15 protein-coding genes are annotated in these 24,437 nt (G+C 50.2%); 2 read left to right on the top strand and 13 right to left on the bottom strand.

What is annotated here, in order from left to right; genetic code table 11:
- Window positions 1-181: 181 nt before the first annotated feature.
- From metK to D3P08_RS18420, 13 genes are all read right to left on the bottom strand, one after another.
- Window positions 182-1,384, bottom strand: coding sequence for a methionine adenosyltransferase (metK, locus tag D3P08_RS18480; RefSeq protein WP_119601230.1), 1,203 nt, complete (start codon window positions 1,382-1,384; stop codon window positions 182-184).
- 159 nt (window positions 1,385-1,543) lie between these two features.
- Window positions 1,544-1,825 carry an alpha/beta-type small acid-soluble spore protein gene (locus tag D3P08_RS18475; RefSeq protein WP_119601228.1) on the bottom strand — a complete coding sequence of 94 codons (282 nt, stop codon included), beginning with the start codon at window positions 1,823-1,825 and terminating at the stop codon, window positions 1,544-1,546.
- Window positions 1,826-2,013: 188 nt separating this feature from the next.
- Entirely contained in the window at window positions 2,014-2,505 is a 492-nt protein-coding gene (locus tag D3P08_RS18470) for a hypothetical protein (RefSeq protein WP_240647642.1), read from the bottom strand.
- Between the two features lie 71 nt (window positions 2,506-2,576).
- Window positions 2,577-5,054 carry a hypothetical protein gene (locus D3P08_RS18465; RefSeq protein ID WP_119601226.1) on the bottom strand — a complete coding sequence of 826 codons (2,478 nt, stop codon included), beginning with the start codon at window positions 5,052-5,054 and terminating at the stop codon, window positions 2,577-2,579.
- Between the two features lie 144 nt (window positions 5,055-5,198).
- Window positions 5,199-7,895 carry an S-layer homology domain-containing protein gene (locus D3P08_RS18460; protein WP_119601224.1) on the bottom strand — a complete coding sequence of 899 codons (2,697 nt, stop codon included), beginning with the start codon at window positions 7,893-7,895 and terminating at the stop codon, window positions 5,199-5,201.
- Between the two features lie 478 nt (window positions 7,896-8,373).
- Window positions 8,374-12,597, bottom strand: a complete 4,224-nt coding sequence (locus D3P08_RS18455) for an S-layer homology domain-containing protein (protein WP_119601222.1) — start codon at window positions 12,595-12,597, stop codon at window positions 8,374-8,376.
- A 399-nt stretch (window positions 12,598-12,996) separates the two neighbouring features.
- Window positions 12,997-14,142, bottom strand: a complete 1,146-nt coding sequence (locus tag D3P08_RS18450) for a glycosyltransferase family 4 protein (protein ID WP_119601285.1) — start codon at window positions 14,140-14,142, stop codon at window positions 12,997-12,999.
- Window positions 14,143-14,357: 215 nt separating this feature from the next.
- Window positions 14,358-15,116 carry a WecB/TagA/CpsF family glycosyltransferase gene (locus D3P08_RS18445; RefSeq protein WP_119601220.1) on the bottom strand — a complete coding sequence of 253 codons (759 nt, stop codon included), beginning with the start codon at window positions 15,114-15,116 and terminating at the stop codon, window positions 14,358-14,360.
- Between the two features lie 7 nt (window positions 15,117-15,123).
- Window positions 15,124-16,272, bottom strand: coding sequence for a polysaccharide pyruvyl transferase CsaB (gene csaB, locus D3P08_RS18440; protein WP_119601283.1), 1,149 nt, complete (start codon window positions 16,270-16,272; stop codon window positions 15,124-15,126).
- Window positions 16,230-18,362 (bottom strand): DUF5693 family protein, encoded by a 2,133-nt coding sequence (locus D3P08_RS18435; RefSeq protein WP_240647641.1) that lies wholly within the window; start codon window positions 18,360-18,362, stop codon window positions 16,230-16,232. The genes csaB and D3P08_RS18435 overlap by 43 nt, the downstream gene beginning before the upstream one ends.
- A gap of 24 nt (window positions 18,363-18,386) precedes the next feature.
- Window positions 18,387-20,108 carry a phospho-sugar mutase gene (locus D3P08_RS18430; RefSeq protein ID WP_119601216.1) on the bottom strand — a complete coding sequence of 574 codons (1,722 nt, stop codon included), beginning with the start codon at window positions 20,106-20,108 and terminating at the stop codon, window positions 18,387-18,389.
- A 66-nt stretch (window positions 20,109-20,174) separates the two neighbouring features.
- A complete protein-coding gene (gene fabZ / locus D3P08_RS18425) occupies window positions 20,175-20,606 on the bottom strand; it encodes a 3-hydroxyacyl-ACP dehydratase FabZ (protein WP_119601214.1) in 432 nt (143 codons plus the stop codon).
- 199 nt (window positions 20,607-20,805) lie between these two features.
- Window positions 20,806-21,354: a CDP-alcohol phosphatidyltransferase family protein gene (locus D3P08_RS18420; RefSeq protein ID WP_119601212.1), complete on the bottom strand. Its 549-nt coding sequence runs from the start codon at window positions 21,352-21,354 to the stop codon at window positions 20,806-20,808.
- Between the two features lie 191 nt (window positions 21,355-21,545).
- On the opposite strand from D3P08_RS18420, the gene D3P08_RS18415 reads away from it, so the two are divergent.
- Window positions 21,546-22,190 (top strand): TetR/AcrR family transcriptional regulator, encoded by a 645-nt coding sequence (locus D3P08_RS18415; RefSeq protein ID WP_119601210.1) that lies wholly within the window; start codon window positions 21,546-21,548, stop codon window positions 22,188-22,190.
- Window positions 22,187-23,656 carry an MDR family MFS transporter gene (locus D3P08_RS18410; RefSeq protein ID WP_119601208.1) on the top strand — a complete coding sequence of 490 codons (1,470 nt, stop codon included), beginning with the start codon at window positions 22,187-22,189 and terminating at the stop codon, window positions 23,654-23,656. The genes D3P08_RS18415 and D3P08_RS18410 overlap by 4 nt, the downstream gene beginning before the upstream one ends.
- Window positions 23,657-24,437: the final 781 nt, after the last annotated feature.

Raw genomic sequence — 24,437 nt, 5'->3', positions numbered from 1 at the left:
ACTCCTCAAAAATAAACACTCGTACCTTATTTTTCGGCTCAAGCGTATGAAAAATTTAGTGCAACAACCCTTTTTGTACCGTTTGACCTATCGGAAACAAAAAAACGCCGCTTCACTCATCAAGATACTTGACGGGTAAAACGACGTTTGTGTTGCGCCATGGGCACTATTATAGGTGATATTACAGTCCAGCGCCAGCTCTTAATACCTCAGCCTTGTCTACGCGCTCCCAAGGAAGGTCGATGTCGGTACGGCCGAAGTGACCGTAAGCGGCAGTTTTGGCGTAGATCGGACGACGAAGGTCGAGCATTTTGATGATGCCGGCAGGACGAAGATCGAAGTTGCTTGTGATCAGCTCAACGAGCTTCTCTTCCGAAACTTTGCCAGTGCCGTAAGTGTCAACGTTAATGGAAACCGGCTTCGCTACGCCGATCGCGTAGGCAAGCTGAATTTCGCACTTGTCTGCCAGACCAGCGGCAACGATGTTTTTCGCAACGTAGCGCGCCGCGTATGCTGCGGAACGGTCGACCTTTGTCGGATCTTTGCCAGAGAATGCGCCGCCGCCATGACGAGCGTAGCCGCCGTATGTGTCGACGATAATTTTACGGCCCGTAAGACCCGCGTCACCTTGCGGTCCGCCGATTACGAAACGGCCAGTCGGGTTGATGAAATATTTCGTTTGCTCATCCAGCCACTCAACAGGAACAACAGGCTTAATGACATACTCCATAATATCATGCTGGATTTGCTCAAGCGTCACTTCTTCCGCATGCTGCGTCGAAACAACGATTGTGTCTACACGTACCGGCTTGCCATCCACGTATTCAATCGTAACCTGCGTTTTACCGTCCGGACGGAGGTAACCAAGCGTATCGTTTTTACGAACCTCGGACAGTCGGCGTGCGATGCGGTGCGACAATGCGATTGGCAGAGGCATAAGCTCAGGCGTCTCGTTCGTCGCGAAGCCGAACATCAAGCCTTGGTCGCCTGCGCCGATGTCTTCGTTCTCTTGCTTCATGTCCTTGCCTTCACGGGACTCGAGCGCTGCGTTAACGCCTTGGGCGATATCTGCGGATTGCTCGTTCAGCGATGTCAGAACTGCGCAAGTGCTATAGTCAAAACCGTACTTCGCGCGCGTGTAACCGATCTCTTTGATCGTACGGCGAGCAATGGAGGAAATATCAATAAAATCCGCGCGGCTGCTGATTTCGCCAATAACAAGCACAAGGCCTGTTGCTACCGAAACTTCACACGCTACACGTGCATTTGGGTCTGCTTCCAAAAATGCATCCAGAACAGCGTCCGAGATCTGGTCACAGATCTTATCCGGGTGTCCTTCCGTTACTGATTCCGATGTGAATAAGTGGCGTCCTTTTACCGACATCCGTATCAACCTCCTACAACCTTAGTATTGAATAATTGCGTCTGTTCTACACAAAAAATGAACCTTTTCCGCGAAGGAAAAGGTTGTCACACAACTCTTCTTCTAAAAAGTTATAATACCTAAAATGTCGCATAGTGTCAATGGACGCCGAATTACGACTTAGAGGGTGAAACCATTGCCCAAGACCGACTCCGCTTGAGCAATCAATCGTTTCGTAATGTTGCCTCCAATATAACCAGCTTGACGCGTCTGTATTTCTGACCAATACACGTGACCTCCGCCACCACTGCCAACAGCGCCCAGCTCACCTGCAAATTCCGTATCCGCACCTGCTGCAGAACCGCCTGTCATCAATCCCAGCTCCGCTGCAAGCTCATACTTCATTTGATTAAGCGCTGCTTTACACTCAGGCACTACAACTTTATTTGAACGACGACTCATGATGAGACACCTCCGAAAGTTATTGAATACAGCTATAGTGTGCATTCTTGTTCACGGCCTCAAGCGTATAATCTTATGTCACTGCGAGCAAAATGTAGCATCCCATCCATTGTTCAACAAGAGTTCTTTTACATGGATAAAAATAAAAGCTGATCCAGCCTTTGAGCCGAATCAGCGTGCTAACATTGTTATTTGATGGTATAACTGCCTTTCACTAATACAGTAAGCGGGACAATTTCATCGGGGTGCCCTTTAATGCCGCGGCCGTCGCGCGGGAACCAAATCAAATGGTTCGTCGGCACATCCTTCCCGCTTTTTATATCGATGCCGCCCGTCAGATCGGAAATACCGTTCGTATCGGAGCTGTATGCGACGGCCTTGCCGACCCGCACAACTACCTCGCCGCCTGCTGATACCATCAGCGTCTTGCCAATCGGTACTTCCACAACTTCCAGACCGGCAGCTTCAGCTGCTCCGTCTGTACTGCCTCCCGTTGTCCCGCCGCCGCTTATTTTGGCAATTTGCTCATCGACGTAGCTTTTTGTGACAACTGGATCCTCGATCGTGCCCGGCGTTACAGCCGAGTCCGCCTCAAGCGGCTTCGCCATCACCATTCCGACCCATACTCCCGCTGTAATCATGACAGCCGCGCCTGCTATTCTCAATGCTTTCCGTTTCACTCTAGCAGTCTCCTCCCCATCTAGTATCCTATTGAATAGGATACTAGATTTGAGAGAGATAGGCTACCCTCTTATGGCTGGGTTACGAAATAGAACAGATCTTTGGAAGCAAGCATCACTTTTTGTTCTTGGACCTGCTTATAAATGTTAACCGTCAGACCTTTGAACTCAAATTTGTTCGCGAAGCTTGGATCTTCAAATCGAACGTATTTCGTTAATTGCGTCCCTTCCACGAGTTCAGCATCGCCATTTGTATTGTCTGTTGTCAATTTGTATTGATATTTCTTCTTGCCGGCGCTATGGTCTACGACTTCAATATACAGATCCTGCGCATCCGCATAGTTGGCGTTATCCGATGTCTTCGTCAGCGAGTATTGGAACGACAAGCTAATACCGCCAGTTACATACGAATCGTTCACAAACAAATCCGCTCTTAAGTACGAAAGATCTAGCGTATAGTTTTTATAGACGATTCCTTTCAAGTCATCGATTTTGCTGCCTGATGCCAGCGCGCTTACTTTTTGATAAACCGGTTTTAGAAGAATTTGCGGCTTATCTTCGCCCAGATTCAAGCTTTCACCGAAATAGAACTTCAGTTCTCGATCTTCAAATTCCGCAGGTAGCTGAGCAAGGCCGGACATCACGATTTTCGAATTCGACAGCAGTCGCTTCGTGGTTGCCGTGAACGTTACTGGGATAATGCCCCCGTCACGATTCTCGACATAACCCGTTAATTGAAGAGGTGCGTTAATTCTACGTTCCTTGTTGGTAATTTCAATCTCCGCATAGAACAGATTTGTACTATCGCTTCCGCTCTTGTATACCGAAGCATTAAGCAGCTTCATTTCGGATTTTTTGCCTTTTTCGTTAATTTTGATCGCCTGGTCTTTTTTGTTTAGCTCGGCTTGTTGTAAATCCTTTTTACCGAAGTTGCCGATCGTGACAAGCGACTCGGCATCGCTTGCGTCAGTAAGCTTCACTTCAAGCTCCGAGAACGTCTGAACATACGGCACTTCGAAGTAGCTGATTACGGTATAAGAACTCTTAGCCGGAACGGTTGTTATTTTGTCGAGTTCTACAACAGCCGTTTTTTCGTTGCTTGTGAAATTGCCGTCAATAATAAATTCGCTTTGAAGCTTAGGCTTAGTCAATGCTTTGCTAGTTGTATTCGTAAGAGTAAAATAAGCAACCAGCATATCGGTTTCTTCCTGCGGCGTACGGTAAACTGCGTCTAACTTGATCTCGTAGCCTTCATAGGAAATTTTTTCGACGGTTGTTGTGCTCGTATCTTCGCTCGTATTTACTTCGAAGCTAACAAGCGTTGCTTTTTCGTCGCTGTCGGCCTTTTGTGAAACCATAATGACCGATCCCTTTTTTAAATCAATCGAGTCAGGTACAATGCCTTTAATTTTGACAGACTTTTTGATTTGCGGCAGTAGCTTGAGATCCGTTTCTTCCATTGTTAATGGATAGAGGTTCCCATTGACCGATTTATAATAGAATAAAATATTCGCAACAGTGACAGGACTGTTCTCTTGGTTAATAAACGTAATAGTGCTGCTTAATGTCTGACCGTCATCGGTTTGGAGAACACCGCTCTTGCTAATCGAAACGCTAATCTTCTTCCCGTTCATATACAGCGAGCCTGCTTTATCAACTTTTAATGCCGGCGTATAAGCTAAGCTTTTAAGCTCGATAAGGCCGACCGGCAGCATTACTTTGCTTGTTTCTTCCTCAAAGCCAATGATTAAACTCTCCGGCTTGACTTTCGATTCATTTGGGATGGCATAGCTGAGGGAAACCAGCTTTTTCGCTTTAGGTGAAATTATTGTTGTTGTCGCATCGGCAAACGTTACATTTTTGTAGCTGCCGCCATTCGTCGTTTGAAGGAAAAACTGCAGCTTCGTTATATCGATAGACGCTTGTGACAAGTTATTGAGTTCCAAATCTAGCGTTAGGTACTGCCTCGAGGCATCCTTATTGAAGTTGTACGATTTAACGCTTACGTTCAATTCCGATTCATTGAACAGGATCGTTCCCGCTTTGGAGTTAGAGGCTAAGCCCTTCGTAGTTGTATGCACGGGAAGCTTGCCCAAAACGACTTCGTAATTGGAAGAGACTTTACTAAAGTCCCACTTTAAAAATTCAATCGCGAGATCCGAACGTTTAACGGAAGTGTCAACATACGCATAATATGTAAGATAAGTGGAACCCTTAGAACGTACGATGTTTTTAGTTTTGTCCGTTTCCTTCGGATAGGACTTAAATTTCTTGCCGGAAGTCGTGACAATCTTAGCCCAGTAATCAATGAGCTTAATATCGCTATTGCTCGTATTTTGAATCTTAATGGTCATGGTAGCGATCTGGCCATTCTCATGGTCAGCTAGCGTGGCGGAATGAAGGGTGACTATTCCTTTGTTATCAAAGGCGATGGACGGTGCTGCAGCGGCGGCCGCATTGGCTGGCGGAATATATACCGCTAACAGTAATAGGGCAAACGCTAAAAACAATAAAGTAGGAGCTTTCAATTTTTGATTCAAGTACTGCATTAAATTTTCCCCCTTTGTCATCATAGTATCACTGGCGTATGAACAGCATATTAACATAGACGCAAGAAAAGGGGATTTTGTTTCACTTCATATAAAAGAAAAACCCGGTGCATAAGCACCGGGCTTCTTGTAAGAAGGTAGTTATTACTTAACTACTTTCTCAACGTTGCCTTCAATTACGTTACCAGCAGCGTCATCAGCAGTTGGAGCTGCAACAGTTGCAACTTTCACGGAGCTGAATACTGGAGCTGTCAGGTTGGCAAAACCGCCAGCAACAGCAGAACCAGTTGCTACTTTGATGTCGCCAGTTGTAAATGTACCGCTGTTATCAACGTCAACATACGTGAAGTTTTGCGTAGTGTCAGCATTAACTTCAAGCAGAGTTTCAACGCGAACCAGGTACTTACCTGCATCAGCACCAGCTGGAATCAGGTCAACTTGGACTTGAGCAGGGTTCAATGCGGAACCGTTGACAGAAACTTTAAGGTCAGTATTTTGCAGACCAGGAGCAGCGTCAAGAGCCTCATCGAAACCGACTGTTAAAGAACCATCGCTGTTCAGAACTGCAGATGTCAGCTTAGCTTTAGTGTTATCAGTTACACCGATAGTACCCACATAGCTGTTCAGAGCAGCGCCGTTCAGGGACAGGATGTTAGAAACAGTTACAACTGCGTTAGCATCAGTTTTTGCGATCGAACCAGCTGGCAATGTGATTGTCGCAACATCCTGAGTGCCGTTCAGTGTGATAATTGTTCCTGCTGGAAGCGGCTTACCAGCGATAGTGTAGTTGTTCAGGTCAGTTGCAGAGTTAGCAACAGCGCCACCTTTTACACCAGCTCCGAAGTTAACTGTAAGAACTTGTTTCACAACTTTAGCGTCAGCATCAAAGCTTGTAGTTACCGTGATAGGGTTAGCTGGCAGGCTGAAAGTTGTCGAACCAGCGCCCAGGTCAAGCGTGTAGTTGAATGCGTCGGATTTGTTTGCAGCTTCAGACGTATCAGTTACAAGGTTAGCCGGGAAGGAGAATGCAAATTGTCCGCTTGCTTTACCTGGAACGTTTGCATTGTAAACAACCTTCTTATCTCCAGCAGTTACGTTAACTGCTGTGAAGCCACCCAGAAGCGAACCAGTTACGTTAACACCGTTGGAGTTAACGATGGAAACTGCGCCAGGCGTACCAGCAGCAAGCGCTTCGCTGAAGTTAACTTCAATTTTAGTAATGTTACCATTACCGTCTTTAACAACTCTGTAACCTGTTGGAGCAGGTTTAACTACGTCTTTCGAAAGAACAACTGCTTGCGTACCTGCAGCAATGGAGTTGCCAAGGGAGTCCTTGATGGATCCTGGGAACGCAACGTTCAGAGTTCTAGTTGCAGTACTTGCAAAAAGTGGTTCGTTAACTTTGATCTCGAACTTCGTGTCGTTAGAACCGTTAACAGCAGTTGGAATCAAAGTTGCAACGTTAGCAAGAACTTCATTCTTAACAGCGTTAGTCAGGCCAGCGATAACAGTAGCGCTATCCATCGGCTTGCTGAATGTTACAACGATTGTTTTGTCGGAAGAAGTGGACAATGTTGCAGTTGGAGCAACTTGGTCAACTACTACCGAGAAAGTTTTTGTGGAAAGAACAGTTACGTTAGGTACAGTCGCTTTGTCAGTCAGGTTAATAAGCTCAATAGTATGAGTCTTGTTAACTTCCAGAGCTACACCAGTGATTTTAGCAGTGTCAGTTCCACCGAAGTTAGCGCTGTAGTACGAACCGTTGATTTTAACAACAGCAGCGTTAATTGGCTCGGAAGCCTTAACTGTTACGGAAGTTGCAACAGTGTTGTTCGTTTTAGCTTCAACGCTTACGAACTCAGGCTTAACTTCATCTTTGTAAGAGAAGATTTGAGTGTACTTAGCTGTAGTTTTGTCAACGTCAGCTGCGGACACGATAGGCTCGATAACAGCAACTGCATTTTGAACTTCAACTTCGCCAGCACCGAATGTCAGCGTTGCTGTCAAACCGTCTGCGCTAAGGGATACAGAATCAGGGTTATTAGTGCCGATCGCATAGTTAGTCACAGTTTCTGCAGCAGTTTTGTCAACAGCTGCAGTGAATTTAACAGCTACTTGAGTAGCGTTAAGAGCATTAATGCTTTGTACTGCAGCAGCTTGTGGAGCTTCTTCTTTAATAAGACCAAGGATTACGCCCAGTTTCTTGCCAGTGCCTGGAACTTCAGTTTCCAGAGCTTTTACGATTGTAGCGTAAGTTTCGCCGCGAGTTGGGATCGCGCTGAAGTCAGTTTCTTCAGTTGCGAAGCCGTACTTCACAGCAAGCTCAGGTACTTCTGCGTAGCCTTCGCCAGTTGTGTCGTGACCGAATGCACGAAGAACGATTGCGTAGAATTCTTGGTTTTTCAATTCAGCATTGAAGCCGAATTTGCCATTTCCTTTACCTTCAACAAGACCTTCTTCAACTGCCCAAGAGATGAAACCGTCGTAGAACGAGTTCGTTACGTCAGTAAACTCATGAGTTGTTTCAGCGTCTTGTGCTTCGTCTTCTTCACCCAGAAGGCGGGACAGAAGAACGATTACGTCTTGACGCTTCCAGCTTTGGTCTTCTTTCAGATCTGTACCATTACCTTGGATAACGCCAAGCTCGTTCAGGTATTCACCTGGATTTTTTGCGTCAGCAGCGTAAGCAGCGCCTGCGAACATGGACACTACCATGGAGCTTGCTACAAACAGGGATAAACTTTTCTTCATAACCTTTTTGTCTCCTCCTCTAAAATGCTTCGGTTGTTGAGAGTTTTGTTTGGATATTTCTAAAGAAAATGAATTGCTCGTTTCCCTCATAGCCGATTCACCCCCTTCCCAGAGTTGAGCATTAATTATATAAAATGATGTCTACGATCATGCCCAACCCTAATGTGTAACATGTCGTAGAAACTTGTAAACCATGAAAGAATAGATGCTAGACTAGCTGCATCACTATAACATTATACAATGGGCATTTGCAACCGTAAAGAGGAACTTGAGAATTCATTCCAATTACTAGCGCCCTTGTAATAACGTCATGTACTTAAACGTTTGTGGTGCGAAAAAGTTGCGATACTTTGAAAAATTTTTTTTCGTCTTCATTTATATCTTTTTTGCTGCTCGTCTCGAGCACGTTGTTAGTATAGCGCGAAATGATGCATCGAGTATATACAAACAATTTTCCAATCTTACACGAATCTAGTACAAGCATAAATCCGCGTCATTACTCGTTTTTTTGAACGATAAGCAAAGAAAGAGACTAGCAATTAAGCTAGTCTCTCTCCTACTTCGACCACTAATTGTAAATCTTCGGCAGCTTCTTCATGTCATTCATAACGCGTGCCATAATAATCGCTGCATCGCTGCGGAGCAATCTTGCTTTCGGATCAAATACCGATCCTTCCTTCGGATTGTCCGGATTAATCAGTTTGCCCTGAATAAAGCCTTTTTTCTCAATCGCAAGGACGGATGGGATCGAGTAAAAATCAAAGCTTCCGGAATCCTTAAAGATTTTGTCCAACGATTTTTTCGCTTTGGTCGAGTCGGTCTCGAGCTTGAGCTGCAATGCGCGAGCAAGAATGACGGACGCTTCTTGACGCGTCAGTTCGACATCTTCGTCAAAGAAGCCTGGACGTTTGCCATTAACAATGCCAGCTCTAGCCGCAGTCTCAATATAACGGTAATCGTATATCGCGTTTGCGTTATTCGCATTTGTAATCGTCTCCGGATAATAGGAGAAGTGAAGCTCGCCTTCATAATTCAATTGAAGGTCCATAGCCCGAACGATCATACGCGTGAACTCGCCGCGCGTCACATAACGATCTCCGCCGAACAAACCGACCGGATCAATTGCGTTCATAATACCTTTGGAGTAGATGGCTTCCATCGCTTCGCGCGCATACGGATGATCTGTAATGTCATTAAATCCGCGCGTCAGCTTAACTGCTACATAATAGCCAAACTTGCTGAACGGAACCGTTACCGTGCGCTTCTTCTCATCGACAACGCCGCCAATGTTCTCCCATGTGCTGTTATACGGGTCAAAACGGAATACCGTGATCGTTGTTCCTGCGCTTTGCACCACGTTCGAATCATAGGTGATAGTCAGGCTGCCTGGCGTACTTGGAATCAACTCGCGGTCAAACTGATTCCATCTGCTTGCGAAGGTGCCCGTCTCCTTGCCTACAATGTTCGGGAACGGGAATGGATCCATCCCTGTTGTAATCGGGTCGTAGGAAGGCGACGTCGGATCCGGGTCATCCGCCATACCACCATCGATCCAGTACAATGGGCTGGCTTTAATAAACTGTCTCGCTTGGTCCTGGAACCGGTAACCAATATGAAGATTGCCCTCAGCCTGGCTATTCGCCGAATAGTTCGGCGGCTGCCCCTCGTACAAATGGCGGTCTACGATGCCGTCATTCGGGTTGGCAATCGCAAACAGCAGATCGTTTCCGCTGTATACTTGCGTCGCATGACCATTTGAGTTGTTATACTGCGGCCGAATCAACTGCGTGTTTTTAGCAAAAGTTAATGTTAGCGTGTTATTGAACAGCTTATGAGACGCCTTCATCGTTTCCATCATCTGAGCGCCGGGAATATTCGTCGGCACGTATTTGACGGTCATCTCTTCGGTGATTTTATCGTCACCGCGCGTAATTTCGAATTTAATTTTTGTATCCTTACCCGCCTTCAAATCTTTCACAACGGCTCGGAATGCATCCGTGTTCGTCGTGCCGTTATCGCCGTACTCAATAAAAGTAATCTTCTCGGCCTGCGTTTTGCCTACTGTAATGGAATCGGCGCCAGGAGACGTGATAATGACTTCTACAAAGTTTTTGTTCGTAATGCGCTCCTCAGGAAGCGGCGATTTAATGCTGTAAGGAATCGAGATCGGGTTAAGCTCCAGCCTGTAAGTCGCTCTAGGACCATTCTCACCGGCGTTAAAGACGGTAATGACATAGACAACCGGGCTTCCATCTTCCGGCATCACTTGATTCTTAATGTTGAAGAAGAAGGATTGGGCCTTCATGTCATAGTAGAACGTAACGTTGGCGTCAGGCGTAACAGGACTCGCGCCCGTGCTGTTCATAATGCGGTCTACCGCAGGATTAGAAGGATCCTTTACAATGCTCCGATCTTCTTTGGCCAGCTTAAATTGCTTAGTCAAATCCCATTTCACATCGGTTTTCCAATTTGGAGAGCTGATGGTAACCAAATAGTTGGTTTTGCTTCCCAAATTATTCAATTGAGTAGCAATACTTGCTTCTGTAGTACCTAAATCAATAAAGTCGAATGTGCCGTGCACATCAAAATTGGCTTCCTTGGTCGTAAATACCGTTCCCTGCTTTGAAAACTTTGGATCATTAGGAAGCGGCGGCCATAAATTGCTTGTGTACGGGTAAACGCCGTCCGAATCCGGAGCCGGAATCAACGGCAGATTCGTAGGGACAACGTTGAATTTGATCGTCGATTCATAGTTATTATTCGTCGAAACAAAGACGAATTTAACCGTATTCTCGCCGGCTTTGTTCAGAATGCTTGCAATCTTATCGTGTTCAGTTGAAAGCGGCCGGAACTTCGTTTTTGTTCCGTTCATCTCTAACTGAATTTCAACATTATTAATGTAGAGAAACACAGACTTACCGGTGCCGCTGTATACAATCTCAGTATCATTGACGACATTGAACAATTGCCCTCTGAAGTTGCCAAGCTTGTTCAACAGATCCGTATTGTTGCCTGCCACCGTATCGAACTTTACATCCATACCGTCTACGATGGTCTCGTATTTCATATACGGTCCGTAAAGAAGTCTTGCGGTTATCGATTTGATTTCAGAAGATGCTTTAGCGTTTGTGCCTGTACCTGTAATAGCCGTATCGAACTCAAATGTAACCGAATTGGTTCCCGATTTTGGCAGCTTTTGCAGCTCAATAAACACTCTTAGGAACGAAACCAATTCTCCGTTCACCGTACGCGTTACGACTTGTGTAACAGGTCTGTTCATGTCGGCGGATTGCATGATCATCTTTGCAGTCAAATTTGAAGATGCAGGCGACGTCGCCACTTTAATGGCATCCGCCAACGGCGCCATATTTGTCAGGTCGGAGCCCAAAAGCCTTTCATAGTTCCCGATTAACAGCTCGACCCCCATTGGTGTGGAGAACACATCGATGCCGCCCGCCGGAATGTCCGTGCTTTGCAATCCGATAATACGGTTATCGTTGTTCGATTTGGAACGCTTCGGATAAGTATCCGCACCGCTCGAATCCACTTGATTCTGCGTCATTGTGCCGTCAAACCCGGTCAAATAATTGACATCATGAATGTAAGCTTTGCTATTATCACGCAGTGTAAAGCTTGTCCACTCCGAATAATTATATTGGGACAGGTTAGGCGCTTTGAAACGCAAATTGTACTTTGTGTCATATACCAAATCGTTAGGCAATGAATAGCTGAAATTCACTGTAATAAATTTGGTGCTAGCGTCAATCGTAGTTGGCAAATAGCTTACGTCTCCTGATTGAGCCGATATATCCGCCTTGCCCGAAATTTGCAGCGCCAACATATTAACTAATGCAGCCTTAAACGTGGTCGGATTCGTGTGATCAACCACAGCGCTTGGGTCCGTTGCGCTGTTCAGATTGCGCAAAGGCAGCGGAATTATTGCGGTACCCGACAGCTTGATTGCCCCAGCCGTAGCAGTCGGGAAATCCATGTTCTGCTCGAGCGGAGCTGTTTTGGAAGCATCAAACAACTTCAAGTTATAGTAGGTCACTTCGCCATTGTAGAACGCGACTTGACGTGTCGTCTCGACAACTTGGCCGCCGTTATACACCTTGAATTTAATATTGTTAATGCCTTTGTCGATCGTTAACTGAGACGTGCCGAAGCGGCTGTTATTATTCGCCGTCGATACGGTGAAGTCATAATTGCGGCCGTTAATATCGATATTAACCTTCGTGGCATTCGGCGCACGGCCGGTAATGACAACTTGGCCTTGGCTTTGTACGGTTGGAGCCGTCGAATACAGCATCGTTGGCTGATTTTCGAGCAGATCGTATTCTTGGTTCTCGAATTGAATCTTGAGGTCGTACAGCATCGGACTGTCTCGATATTCGATATAGATGGACTCCGTAACGGACGATGCGCCAGCTACGCCTTTGAACGTAATTTTATTCATACCCGGGAACAAAATCAGGTTGCTGACCGTAATTTTGTTATCTCCAGTAGTGGAGATGCCCGTCGTAAATTCTTCCGTCGTGTTAAGCACTTCCTCAGCGCCGGAGGACGTGACTTGCTTGACGTTGTAGCTGATGGAGCTGCCGACAACGCCGTTAATGGTACCTTCGAGCGAAATCGTCTTGGTCGATACGATACGGGCGTTCTCCCTTGTAGCTTGTTCGTTAGGAAACAAAAAATAAGACCCGGCTGCGTTTGCTGGCTGTGGAGACAAGGCAGTCGGCAGCAAAGTGATGAGCAGCGCAAAAGCGAGTAACAGCGATAGTGCTCGTTTCAAAATGGTGTTCCTCCTTCAAGTCGTTCTAAATTCTTAGGCAACGGCGAACGTCACCGATGAGACATTGCTTCTGATAGTAGGCCTATAGTCACTAAAAACTGTCCATCCGATGATAACTTGCTTATACTCGTTCCTCCCTTTGCCTTTCAAGTCAGATTATCTCACTTTTATAATAGACGCACTGACTTTGGAAAAGTTCTGTGTATTTGTTTTATCGGCTCAGATAGGCGAGTTGTTTAGACAATAGGACGCATAAATGGAGCAAATAGGCTGATTCTCCTAGATGAGGGGCTGAAGAAGTGAAGGACGTAGTAAGCAAGGAAAGCGGCAATATGCCCTTGACGTAAATAAGCCCCGCATCCAAGTAAGATGCGAGGCTCTACGTGTAGAATAAGTGCGTTATTTACCGCGGGACTGCTGCGTGTCGACTTTGGCGATGCGCAGTAGGCCGATGCGGGCCAGGAAGTTAATGAGCGGGCGGCGCGTCTTGTCGACGATGCCGGTCAGCTCGGCGCCGATCTGCAGGAAGAACATGAGCAAGCAGATAACGGCGAATGTGATCCAGTTCGCCGCGCTGGATTGCACGACGGCGGATTGGACGATCGCAAGGACGCCGAAGATTGCGGCGACGCCCCAGATGATCAGAACCGTACGGCGATGACTGAAGCCGAGGTCGCGCAGACGATGATGCAAGTGCCCTCTGTCCGGCGCAAAGATCGGCTGCTTGTTCACCCAGCGGCGAACGATCGCGAAGAACGTGTCCGACAGCGGCACGCCGATAATGAGCAGCGGCGTTACGAACGATACGATCGCAACCTGCTTGAAGCCCAGCATCGACAGCGTCGCAAGGCTGAAGCCGAGGAACAACGAGCCGGAGTCGCCCATAAAGATCTTCGCCGGGTGGAAGTTGAACACCAGGAATCCGATAATGCCGCCAAGCAGCAGCGTGCTGAGCAGAATGACAGGCTGGAAGCCCATGATCGTCGCCATCGCCACGATCGTTGCGATCGAGATGCCGGACACGCCGGCGGCAAGGCCGTCGAGACCGTCTATCAGGTTGATCGCGTTCGTAACGCCGACAATCCAGAAAATCGTAAGCGGAATGCCGATCCACTCGGCGATCGGCTGCATCGACTCGCCGAACGGAATGTTAACGAGATCGATATGAACGTCGAAGCCGAAAACAACGACGCATGCCGCGGCGATTTGGCCGATCAGCTTAACCTTGGCCGACAACTCGAAGCGGTCATCCAGCGCGCCGATGATAATAATGATCGTTCCGCCGACCAGCAGGGCGTTAATCATGTTCACATCGCGCGGACGCAGGAGTCCGTCCGGTATAAACGGCGATACGGCGAGGAATGCGCCGACAAATGCAATGTAGATCGCAAGCCCCCCGAGACGCGGCATAATCCGCGTATGTACCTTTCGGTGGTTCGGCTTATCGATAGCGCCGATTTTAAAGGCGAATTTTTTAACAAGCGGTGTCATAACAAGCGCAAGCGCAAGTGAAACAATGAATCCAATCATATACAAGAAGCCAATGGACATGCGTACAACTCTCCTTTTCTGAAGACATAAGCAGTTGTCGCCTTAGCGCTGTATCCTCTGCTTATGTTTCACCGGGAAACGTCCGCTTATGCGGTCCCAAAAAGGGCGCAATTTGCATGTAACGTTTAACTCCGAAGTGAATTATACTCCGATCGAAAAAGAAATACCAACTCCGTTTTTACCCAATTTTAAAGTAAAAACCGACAATTTTACGCCTCTGGACGAGGTTTTGTCACGTTTTCTTTGTTCCGAAGCACTTTCACGACGAATTTCGGCAGCGCAAGCATTCTCCGGTAGCGTGAAGGCTCCTGAAGAAGACGGTACAGCCACTCCATCTTCAGCTTCTGGAACAGCTCCGGCGCGCGCTTCAGCTTGCCCGAAATGACATCGAAGCTTCCCCCGACGCCCATAATAAACGGCACGCCAAGACGTTCCTTGTACTTCGCGTTCCAGTCTTCCTTATCCATGCCCCGCGCCACAAACAGCAAATGCGGCTGCAGTTCACGGATTTCTTCCACGATCGCTTCATCTTCATTCGGTCCAAAAAATCCGTTTCGAGTGCCTACGATCCTTACCTGCGGATATTGAAGCTGCAGCTTCTCCGCCGCCGCATCGATAATCTCTTGCGTCGTTCCGAGCAAGTAGACTCTCCAGTGGCGCTTCTCCCCCTGCTCCAGCAGGCGGTGCATCAGGTCAAAGCCCGTAACGCGTTCGGCAACAGGCTCTCCCCCGACCTTCGCAGCCCATACGACTCCCGCACCGTCCGGTACGATGAGATCGGCCTTCTTCAGCACGCGGGCAAACTCCGGGTTGTCCAAGGCCGCCATCACCATAATCGGATTAGCCGTAATGACGTGCGTCAAGCGGCCTTCCTCGATGGCTTCTGTGAGATAACTGACCGTCTCGTCCATGCTCAGTTTCGAGAACGGTATGCCGAAAATCGGCACGGTTGGTATTGGTTTCGACATGAGGAAATCACCTCGATTTATATTGACGCAGGGCGTGTATAATTTGTTGCGCGGGATCTTTGGCCTGGCGCTTCAGCTCATCGATGGCGGGCCCATACCGCGCCCGCCAATCATCCGGCGCGTCCAGCAGGGCGCAGGCCGCGTCCGCGAACGCTTCGGCATCCAGCGACTCGGTGGTGCCGATCGGCGCGAGCCCCAAGCGATTCAGGAACTGATCGATTTTGGGATCATAGGATAAGCCAAGCATCGGCACCTGCTGGTTGGCGGCATAAATGAGCGCGTGGAGGCGCATGCCGAACAGCGCGTCGCAGCGGCTGACCGCAAGGAGCATGGCCTGAGGGTCGTCGCCCGGGTCGGTCAGCTCGGCGGAGCTTCCTTCGCCGAGCCGGCCGCTCAGCCGTTCCATCACCTCTTCCGACGTCACCTTGTCGGACGGGGTGTGGAACGGCAGGAAGCGCAGCCGAACCGGCCTGCGCTTCGACAGCGCGGCTAGCGCCTCGGCGGCGCGGGCCAAGTCGGCGCCGTCCTCGCGCCAGCCGCGCAGCGAGACGCCGATCACCGGCGGCGTCTCAGCGCCTTCACGCGCTGCCGTCGTACCCTCCGGCAGCGGAAGCCCCATCACCGGATCGGGCACAACGTCGATCCGGTCCAGCGGCACGCCGATCCGCCCAAGCAGAGCGGCGGATTCGGCGTCCCGCACAGATACATACTTGCTCCGGCGCATCGCGCTCCGGATCAACGGATACATCGCGCGGCGGTTCACCGGGCCGATGCCTTGCGCATACGCGAAGGTCGGCTTGCCGAGCCACTGGGCCAGCTTTAGGATTCCGGTATAATACGGAATCGTCATGCCGCCCGTCACGTCCTGCAGCAGGCTGCCGCCGCCGCTGATCAGCGCGTCGCAGCTGCGCAGCGTCCGCAGCAGATCGCCAGGCCGCATGCGGTGAGCGGACTCCACGCCGTACATCCGGCTGGTCCATGCCGGATCGGCGCTCAGCACGATCGGCTGAACCGTGACGCCCTGCGCGGCCGCCTCTTCCTCAAGCGCCAGCAGGATCGAGCGGAGCACCGCTTCATCCCCGCTGTTGCTGAAGCCGTAGTAGCCCGATATGGCTATGCGGAATATTTGCTTTTGCTTATCACCGGTGCCAGCCATTTTCGCCATGCTCCCTCCAATACAATCCATGCGAATATCGCAATACCGCCGATGACGATTCCGGCGCCAAGACCGAGCAGCGTGCGGACAATCGAAATATAAAGCGGCGTATGAATATGCGTGAATGTGCTGACCATCGTAAGCTGGCCAAGCGTGCCAATAATAATGAACGCCCATGCCGCGCGGTAACGCAGCGCAAGGAACAAGCCAAGCAATAGAGGCGGATGGCCCAGCATAAATTCCTTAAAGCGCGGACGTACGCCGAACGTCGATTCCAGCCAGTTGCGGATAACCAGCTCCAGCGAGGATACCTCGCCGGCATTGCCTGTGCGGGACAGGTAATAGAAGCCGATACCGCCGACGATAACAGCCGTAATGACCCAAATAACCCGGATCGGCTGACGCAGCAGATACACAGCTCGCTTGATGACGCCGCGGCCGTCGCTTCCTTGGTACAGCACCACATAGACAGCGACAAGGAAGAGCGGCGCCAAATGCAGCACGCTTACGCCTCTAAACTGCTCCAACACAAGGCTGTACGTAATATTATTCAATAGTCCAAAAACAAGCGGTACCGCAGTTAGCGTAATGCACGTCGCCACCACGAACCAATTAATCGCGATGCCAAGGCGGCGGCCGATCGATACGCTAGGGAATACCCACTGCACGCGTTCTTCCTTATTCGGATCTTGAGCGGAACCGGAGCCGCCTACGCTCCAGGCTTCGCCGCCAACCATCCGGCGCTCTCCGATCGTGCGGGAGTAGATCCGGTTCATGACCCAGATCAGCGCCAGCGTCGGTCCGCTTACAGCGGCTCCTAAAGCGAGACCTTGTTCCATGAGGGAGCTGTTCAGCACATACAAGCCCGCGGAGCCGATCAGACCAATCACAAATACCGGAATCGCTACGGCCGGGATAAACGCGCTGATCAGCAGCGTAATGATGGCGATCGCACCGAGCGCCACGATGCCCCGAAGCGGCTTCTCCCAGGAAGCTTTCTCGAACGTGAAGGCCTTCGCGATTCCCGTCGGATAACCCGCCTCTTCCATCTGCGCGATAACGCCGGATTCGCTGCCCATCGCGGCTGCCAGACTATCCACCGATTGCTCGATGATGCCCTTATCCTGGCTGTTTTTTGTCGTTGTATTCAAGAAAAACATGCGGATATTGCGGTCCTTCGCAGCAAGCAGGAATCGGTCCTCAATGCCTGCCTGGGTCATCGAAAGGCTGTCTTCCGGCGACAGGGAATACACCCTTACTACATTATAATTCGTAAGATAGGCCAATTTATTGAGCCCTTGCTGCGGCTTTTTTAAATTTTCAATCGCAGTCAGGCCGATTCCGTATTCGTTCAGCAGCGCGCCTAGGCTGTCCAGGCTGTGAAGAGCGGACTGATCAGCCGCGCCCTTTACGCTCTCGCCATCGAACAAAATGCGTTCCACGCCGTAAGCTTTCAAACGCTCCAGCTGCGAGGCCGTTCTCTCCGCGTCATACGGCACGACACGATCCGAGAAGCGCGGGAGAATGTGAAAGCCCGCGTCGGCAATCGCACCCAGGGTCATCGGGTCGAAGTCCAAAGTTTTCAGCATCGCCGCCGTCAAGGACTCTTCAATAACCAGTCCGTTCCTTCCTTCGTAGGACCAGTCGCGGTAAGCGACGCCCATGCGGTCGTAGGCTTCGCGAACAATCGGTCCCACAGCCGCTTCTTCTTCCGGACCGCTGAAGAGCACATACGTGTAGTTCGTGTCCTCGGATGCCGGTTTGCCTTGCAGCAACGCCACATCCTTCTCGTTGTAATACGTAAGCCGTCCGGCTTGCGCAAGCTCCTTCAGCGAGCTCTCGTAGACGGCCATCGTCGTGATGCCCGCATCCTTAAGAACCGCAAGCTTGTCCTCCAAAAATTGCTGAGGGCGCGGCTGAGACTCCGCGACCTCTACAATATCCCGATAATCAAAAACATATTCGACCGTATCCGATGATCCTTCCATCGCCATTCTCGATGCGCCGAGCGGCAATGCCGCCACCACGCCGATTAGCGTGATGATCCATAGCAACACCTTCGCCTGACGATTCCAACGCTGCCAACGCATAAGCACTTTAATCTCCGTCCTTTTCTATACCGCGCCGTCCACTCGGGACATCACGGTTTCTCTCAAGGCTTGCAGCGCCGATGCCGAAGCATCCGCCGACTCCTTCTTCACGCCAAAATAAATTTTAATCTTCGGCTCCGTGCCCGAGGGCCTCAGGCAGAACCACGAACCGTCCTCGAGCGCGTACTTCAGCACGTTCTCCGGACGAAGACCGTCCAGTCCCGCGCTGTAATCCATCACAGCGGTTACTTTGACTCCGCCGATGTCCGACGGCGGATTGCCGCGCCAGTCATCCATGATCGCGCCGATTTTCTGCACGCCGTCAAGACCTTTCAAGGTGCGGGTCTCCAATCCTTCCAAGTAATAGCCGAAGGTGCCGTACAGCTCCTCCAGCACGTCGTATAGCGTCTTGCCTTTACTGCTATAGTAAGCTGCCGCTTCACAGATAAGCATCGCCGCTACAATGGCGTCCTTGTCTCTGGCATACGTGCCGGTCAAGTAACCGTAGCTTTCTTCATATCCAAATAGGAAGGAACGCTCGCCGCTTCTGTCATAGCCCGTCATTTTTTCCCCGATATATTTGAAGCCCGTTAACGTGTTCTCCACTTCCGCTCCGTAAGCGCGGGCAATATCCGCCCCCATCTCGCTTGTGACGATCGTCTTAATAACGACCCCGTTGTCCGGAAGCAGTCCGCGCTCCTTCAGCACGCTAAGCTTATAATGCACCATCAGCGCGCCCGATTGGTTGCCCGTCAGCACCACATATTCGCCGCTCTTGTCTTTCACAACGGCGCCCATCCGGTCCGCATCCGGGTCAGTACCGATAATGATATCCGCGTCCACTTGTTTGGCCAGCTTGATCGCCAGCTCGAATGCGTCGCGCTCCTCCGGATTCGGCGATTTCACCGTGCTGAAGTAGCCGTCCGGCTGCTCCTGCTCCTTTACGATATGTACGTTCCGGAAACCGATACCGGCCAAAGCCCCGCGAACCGGGATATTGCCTGTGCCGTGCAGCGGCGTAAAGACGACCGAGAAACGTTCGCCCAGCTCGCCCCTTAGCAGCTCAGCGTTCAAGCTCTCGCCCACAACGGTATCGATGAACGCTTGGTCCTCGTCTTCGCCTAGCCATACAAGCAGTCCTTGCGATTCCGCCTCTTCTTGCGTGAGCCGCTTAATCGCGTCGAAACCGCCGACCGCTCCGATTGCCGCAATGACCTGCTCCGCATCCTCGGGAATAAGCTGGCAGCCGTCAGGACCGTACGCCTTATACCCGTTATACTCCGGCGGGTTATGGCTGGCCGTAATCACGATGCCTGCCGAAGCGCCCAGCCTGCGGACCGAGAACGACAGCTGCGGCGTTGGACGCAAGCCGCGGAACAGATAGGTTCGAATGCCGTTGCCCGCAAGCACAAGCGCCGAATCCAAAGCAAATTCCGGCGAGTTGTTGCGCGAATCATGCGCAATCACCACTGCGGGCGCTTCACCGTCTCCGCGGGCGAGCAGCCAGTTCGCCAGCCCTTGCGTCGCCTTGCCTACCGTATAGGCATTCATGCGGTTCGTACCGGCGCCCATCACGCCGCGGAGTCCGCCTGTTCCGAATTCCAAATCCCGATAAAACCGGTCCGTGATTTCCTTCTCCTCTCCCGCAATGCCGCGCAGCTCCGCCTTCGTCGCTTCGTCAATCAGCGGGTCGTTCAGCCACGCTTCATAGCGTGCTTGTATGCTTTCATTCGTTACTTGACTCATTGGGACATCCCCTTTTCCTTCATGAGTTTTGAAAGAGCCATCGACACTTACAATGTGTATGCGGTATTACGACCGGTCAGACAGCGCGAACATGAGCTCGCCTTCGGCCACAACCTTGTCTCCTACCTTCGCCGTTGCTTGGCCTTTGCCGATCGGTCCTTTTAGACGCGTAATCTGCACCTCTAGAATAAGCGTGTCGCCCGGCTTCACCTGATCGCGGAAACGGAAGCCGTCAATGCCCGCAAAGAAGCCCAGCTTGCCTCGGTTGGCTTCCACCATCAGCATAGCGACGGAACCGACTTGAGCGAGCGCCTCGACGATCAGCACGCCCGGCATAACCGGGTACCCTGGGAAATGTCCGACAAAAAACGGTTCGTTCATCGTTACATTTTTAAGACCGACGGCCCGCACTCCCGGTTCAACCTCGAGAATGCGGTCTATCAGCAGAAACGGCGGCCTGTGCGGAATAATTTCTTGAATTTGGTTAATGTCCATCATTGTGATGAAGCTCCCTTCAACAAAGTTTTTGTGTTCGTTTGTTCATAAAGTCCAGTTCAATTTTCCAGTTTTCAGCTTAAGCGATTTTTTTGTATAAAATTCGGTGTTCTAAGCGACACTATACTTATCCTTCGTAAAACTGCAGTTTATGAAGGTTAAGATAAGGGGGCTTGACTTACGGACCTGAAGCGTCCATAGGTCAAGCCTCTTTCTGTTCTCCTATTTGTCCTTGCTGCGTTTCGATCTTGCCGTTTATGGCTTTGTAAGACAATAGATACACAAAAGACGTGACGAACGAAAACGCAATAACAGCCCATAGGTACGGCTGCGCAAACGGAGCTTCGAAGAAAATAAACATAATCGCGGCGTAAAACAAAACGGTTGTAAGCTTGCCCATCCAGTTGGCCGGCACGCTCTTCTTCCCGCGGAAATGGGCAAAAAGCCCGCCCGCTATCATGCCAAGATCGCGAAGGAACATCGCCCCCGCGGCCCACCATGAAATATAACCGGCAAACAGGAGAGATAAGATGACGGTAATCAGCATCAGCTTATCGGCGAGCGGGTCCAGCATTTCGCCAGTCGCCGTGATCTGGCCGAACCTGCGGGCTATGTAACCGTCGAGCACGTCCGTAACGCCTGCCGCAACCACAACAAGAAACGCCGGGATCATGTGACCGCTGGCGAATATACCGATATATACGGGAATCAATAGAAATCGCAAAGAGGTTAATAAATTAGGCAGATTCAATCGTTCACACTCCTCCGGGTCCTGCGGAATGTTCCACCATGGTTCCCAACTATTATAAACTACCTCCTCCAAAATGAAAACAAACCCAGGACAAGGGCTATAAATGTGATATTGCGCACATTATGGGGATCGTGTTAGAATACTGACTGAACGTTCAGTATGGTTAAAATTTTCCAGAAGGGAGTGAACCCTTGAATTTTAAACAGAAGCAAACCGAAATCACCAAAGCCCGTCTGTTAGCCACCGCCTTTGCCATTTTCTCGCAAAGAGGCTATCACGCTGCTTCCATAGAGGATATTGCGGCTGAGGCCGGCATCAGCAAGGCGAACATCTATTACCATTTCAAAAGCAAGGAAGGCTTGTTTCTCGCCCTTCTGGATCAGCATGAAGTGGAATGGAAAAAATTATGGGAAGAAAAGCGGAAGAGCTGCGATACCGTCGGCGAAATGCTCGGGCAAATGATTGAAGCCAGCTTGACGCGCGGCTGCCATCACCCTTTAAGCCGCGCGGCCAGTGAATTTACGGTCGAAGCCTGGTGTAACAGCGAAGAAGGAAAGCTTCGCATCGCCGAAAAAACGGAAGAACAGCGCCGTTTATTTAATGACCTTATCCAAACGGGCATTCAAAGCGGCGAGTTTGATCCCAGAATCAACTCGGTGCAAGTGAGCTTCGTGCTCGAAAGTCTTCTTCGAGGGATGAGCGAAATGGTAAGGCAGATGGAGATTCAGGAAGCGTTAACGCTCTACCGTTCCGCTTTAGACGTGTTCCTGCATGGCATTACTCAAAAAAACAAACAAAAAGAAACATCGTTGGATATGGAGGATAAAAAAATATGAATACTTCTGCAGCCGCCGCCGGAGCGGCGCCGCGCGATCTAGGCGACGTAAAGCGTCTGCCGATCCTGATCTCGCTCATTATTGGCGCATTTTTTTCAATTTTAAATGAAACGCTGCTTAACATCGCACTTCCCGATCTTGTGATCGAGCTGGGCGTCTCTTACAACACCATCCAATGGCTATCGACAAGTTATATGCTTACAGTCGGTATCCTTATTCCGGTGTCGGCCTTGCTCGTGCAATGGTTTACAACTCGGCAAATGTTCCTCGGCGCAATGACGCTGTTCGCAGCGGGAACATTGGTCTGCGCGCTTGCTCCTGAATTTTATACACTGCTCATCGGCCGAGTCATTCAAGCGCTGGGTACCGGTCTTATGCTGCCGGTTATGATGAATACGATCCTTGTTCTGTACCCGCCGGAGAAACGCGGCGCCGCTATGGGCAGTATCGGTCTCGTCATCATGTTCGCACCGGCGATCGGCCCGACTCTGTCCGGTCTGATTTTGGAAACCTTACACGAATGGCGCTGGTTGTTCTACTTGGTGCTTCCATTTGCCATTTTTGCCATCGCGTTTGCCGCAGTCTACCTGAAAAATGTATCCGAGGTTACGAAGCCAAAAGTCGATATCTTGGCGATCATTCTTTCCACAATCGCTTTCGGCGGCATCGTATTCGGCTTCAGCAGCTTAGGCGAAAGCGAAGGCGGCTGGTCCGAACCGCGGGTGTATGCATCCGTTATCGCAGGCGTAATCGGCTTGATCCTCTTTGTCTGGAGACAGCTGACATCGAAGGAGCCTATGCTGGATTTGCGCGCGTTTAAAGCTCCGATGTTCTCGTTCAGCACCATACTGATCATTATTGTCATGATGTCTCTGTTCTCCACGCTGATGCTTCTGCCGATTCTGATGCAGCAAGGCATGCTGATGACGGCGTTCGCAGCCGGTCTCGTTCTAATGCCTGGCGGTATCGTGAACGGCTTCCTGTCGCCGATTACCGGCAAGCTGTTCGATAAGCTCGGTCCCCGCGCCCTCGTTATTCCGGGAGCCGCTATTCTGGTTGTGGTAATGTACTTCTTTACGCAGATTGATCTGGAAACGAGCAAAGGCACGATCATTTTGCTGCACTGCGTCATGAGCCTTGCGATGTCGATGATTATGATGCCTGCGCAGACAAACGGCCTGAACCAGCTGTCGCCGAAGTATTACCCGCATGGCTCCGCCATTATGAACACGGTGAACCAGGTTGCCGGCGCGCTCGGCATTGCCTTCTTCATCAGCATCATGACTTCCGGATCCAAAAATTACTTCACGGATAAAGGTTTAACCGATCCGGCGGCAATGGCGGCTGAAGCGCCTAACGCGCTCGCTGCCGGCGTCCAAAACGCCTTCCAGCTCGGTCTAGGTTTCGCAGTCGTCGCGCTCATTCTTTCCTTCTTCATCAAGCGCGCGACTAAACCGACTGAATAACATGTAAACAGCTGTCAGCAGCCCCGGTCGACGGTAACGTCAGCCGGGGCTGTTTCTAGCTCTTCGCCTCCCCCGCTCTCCCTAACGGACAAAAACACCTTTACAAACCGCTTGCACCTCTTCCGTTCGCTCCAACGGCTAAATACACCTCTACAGACCGCTCTGCGCCTACTCCATGCTCTCCAACGGCAAAAAACACCTTTACAGCTCACTACACGCCTATTCCCTGCACTCTAACGCTCAAAACCACCATTACAGAACGCAATGCGCCTACTCCATGCTCTCCAACGGCTAAAAACACCTTTACAGCTCGCTACACAACCTATCCCCTGCACTCCAACGGTAAAAAACACCATTACAGCTCACTGTGCGCCTACTCCATGCTCTCCAATGGCCAAAAACACCACTATAGCTCACTACACGCCTATCCCCTGCACTCTAACGCTCAAAACCACCATTACAGCTCACTACACGCCTATTCCCTTCTCTCCAATGGTCAAAAACACCATTACAGACCGTTATGCGCCTACTCCATGCTCTCCAATGGCGAAAAACACCATTACAGCTCACTACACGCCTATCCCCTGCACTCCAACGTCCCAAACCACCTTTACAGACCGCTCTGCGCCTACTCCATGCTCTCCAACGGCTAAAAACACCTTTACAGCTCACAACACGCCTATTCCCTGCACTCCAACGGCGAAAAACACCATTACAGCTCACTACACGCCTACTCCCTGCACTCTAACGGTCAAAAACACCATTGCAGCTCACTCTGATC

The sequence above is a fragment of the Paenibacillus nanensis genome, from assembly GCF_003583765.1.
Classification (GTDB): Bacteria; Bacillota; Bacilli; order Paenibacillales; family Paenibacillaceae; genus Pristimantibacillus; species Pristimantibacillus nanensis.
The sequence above is the reverse complement of the archived record's forward strand: the minus strand, read 5'-3'. Positions and strand labels throughout refer to the sequence as shown.

What these genes read in the sequence shown, in the direction of transcription:
- fabZ (WP_119601214.1), bottom strand. Translation starts at nt 20,606, where the DNA reads ATGATGGACATTAACCAAATTCAAGAAATTATTCCGCACAGGCCGCCG.
- D3P08_RS18465 (WP_119601226.1), bottom strand. Translation starts at nt 5,054, where the DNA reads ATGCAGTACTTGAATCAAAAATTGAAAGCTCCTACTTTATTGTTTTTA.
- D3P08_RS18445 (WP_119601220.1), bottom strand. Translation starts at nt 15,116, where the DNA reads ATGTCGAAACCAATACCAACCGTGCCGATTTTCGGCATACCGTTCTCG.
- metK (WP_119601230.1), bottom strand. Translation starts at nt 1,384, where the DNA reads ATGTCGGTAAAAGGACGCCACTTATTCACATCGGAATCAGTAACGGAA.
- D3P08_RS18475 (WP_119601228.1), bottom strand. Translation starts at nt 1,825, where the DNA reads ATGAGTCGTCGTTCAAATAAAGTTGTAGTGCCTGAGTGTAAAGCAGCG.
- D3P08_RS18460 (WP_119601224.1), bottom strand. Translation starts at nt 7,895, where the DNA reads ATGAGGGAAACGAGCAATTCATTTTCTTTAGAAATATCCAAACAAAAC.
- D3P08_RS18410 (WP_119601208.1), top strand. Translation starts at nt 22,187, where the DNA reads ATGAATACTTCTGCAGCCGCCGCCGGAGCGGCGCCGCGCGATCTAGGC.
- D3P08_RS18435 (WP_240647641.1), bottom strand. Translation starts at nt 18,362, where the DNA reads ATGCGTTGGCAGCGTTGGAATCGTCAGGCGAAGGTGTTGCTATGGATC.
- csaB (WP_119601283.1), bottom strand. Translation starts at nt 16,272, where the DNA reads ATGGCTGGCACCGGTGATAAGCAAAAGCAAATATTCCGCATAGCCATA.
- D3P08_RS18430 (WP_119601216.1), bottom strand. Translation starts at nt 20,108, where the DNA reads ATGAGTCAAGTAACGAATGAAAGCATACAAGCACGCTATGAAGCGTGG.